A 1,490-nucleotide genomic window follows, 5' to 3' on the forward strand; every position below is an offset into this window, starting at 1 on the left:
TTACCAATGCATTGGAGAATAAACCTCTTCCAGTTTACGGAGATGGATTGAATATTAGAGATTGGCTTCACGTGGAGGATCATGCTAGGGCAATCGATTTGGTTCTGCATAAAGGTGAATCAGGAGAGGTTTACAACGTCGGTGGACATAACGAAAGAAAAAATATTGAAATTGTAGAGTGTATTCTCGAGCTGCTGGGGAAGAGTAAAGACCTGATTCAATACGTCAGCGATCGCCTAGGTCATGATAGAAGATATGCTATAGATCCAACCAAGATCCGGTTACAGCTTGGATGGGAGCCACTGTATACGTTTGATACTGGAATACAAGATACTGTTTCTTGGTATATAGAGCATCAACGGTGGTGGACCAATATTATATCGGGACAATATGTAAAGAATAATGAGCAATGGCTGCGGGGATTTGAAAATGTCTAATCATACCGTTCTGGTTACAGGAGCAAATGGACAGCTCGGAACTGAACTAATGCTGAGCTTGAAAAAAAACGGATATCACGCCGTGGGAGCAGGCAGAGAAGAGCTGAACATCACTGATTTTGAAAGAGTCCAACAGCGAGTTTGCGAACTGAAGCCTGGTGTAATTATTCATGCTAGTGCCTACACGAAAGTGGATTTAGCCGAATCGGAACCAGATGAAGCGTATAAGGTTTATGCCGTAGGTACTGCACATGTTGCTATCGCCTCCAAGTTAAATAACGCCAAGCTATTCTATATTAGCACGGATTATGTTTTTGATGGGCTAGGTCAAGAACCTTATCAAGAAAGTTCTATCACAAACCCTTTAAGTGTATATGGTGCTTCCAAATTAGCGGGAGAACAGATCGTAAGGAGCCTGCTTAAAGATTATTTCATAATCAGGACCTCGTGGGTGTATGGGATGGCAGGCCATAATTTTGTCAAAACAATGCTACGACTGGCTTCAGAAAGAGACTTTGTCTCGGTTGTCAATGATCAAATAGGCTCTCCTACATATACATTCGATTTGGCTCAATGTATTCTCAGGCTTATCCCCACGGATTATTACGGAACCTATCATATATCCAACTCGGGATCGTGCACGTGGTATGACTTTGCTGTGGCCATTTACGAGGAAATGGGAATACCAATCCCAGTGTTGCCAATTTCAACGGAGCAATTCCCGCGTCCTGCCAAGCGTCCGGCGTATTCTGTGATGGAGCACAGTGAATGGAGGCAGAAGGGCTTTCATGAAGTAAGAGAGTGGCGGTCAGCATTGAAAGCATTTCTTAGAGAGTGGCAGGAGTCGAATCATAGTCATTCATGATCTGGTGGAGGGAGAAGCACTAATGTTGATGCGTTGGAAGCGTTGGAAGGCTTGGAAGAAGTGGACCCTGAGCTCTTTGGCAGCTATCTTGCTAGTAATCTTGGCTGCAGCGAGCTACATCTATTACCAAATCAATTCCATTAATCTAGCAGATATTGAGAAGCGCATTGAACAACGAGGAACTGGAG

Annotated in this window: 2 protein-coding genes; both read left to right on the top strand. The window is 43.8% G+C overall.

Going from position 1 to position 1,490, the window contains the following annotated elements; all coding sequences use genetic code 11:
- Positions 1-437, top strand: a 437-nt coding sequence (locus tag AC1DWB_RS35020) for a GDP-mannose 4,6-dehydratase (RefSeq protein ID WP_477545677.1), incomplete at its 5' end; no start/stop codon positions are given.
- Complete coding sequence (gene rfbD, locus AC1DWB_RS35025; protein WP_477545678.1) at positions 430-1,302, top strand: dTDP-4-dehydrorhamnose reductase; 873 nt, start codon at positions 430-432, stop codon at positions 1,300-1,302. The genes AC1DWB_RS35020 and rfbD, both read left to right, overlap by 8 nt.
- Positions 1,303-1,490 lie beyond the last annotated feature (188 nt).

The sequence above is a fragment of the Paenibacillus sp. P4_E11 genome (assembly GCF_056401635.1).

What these genes read in the sequence shown, in the direction of transcription:
- rfbD (WP_477545678.1), top strand. Translation starts at nt 430, where the DNA reads ATGTCTAATCATACCGTTCTGGTTACAGGAGCAAATGGACAGCTCGGA.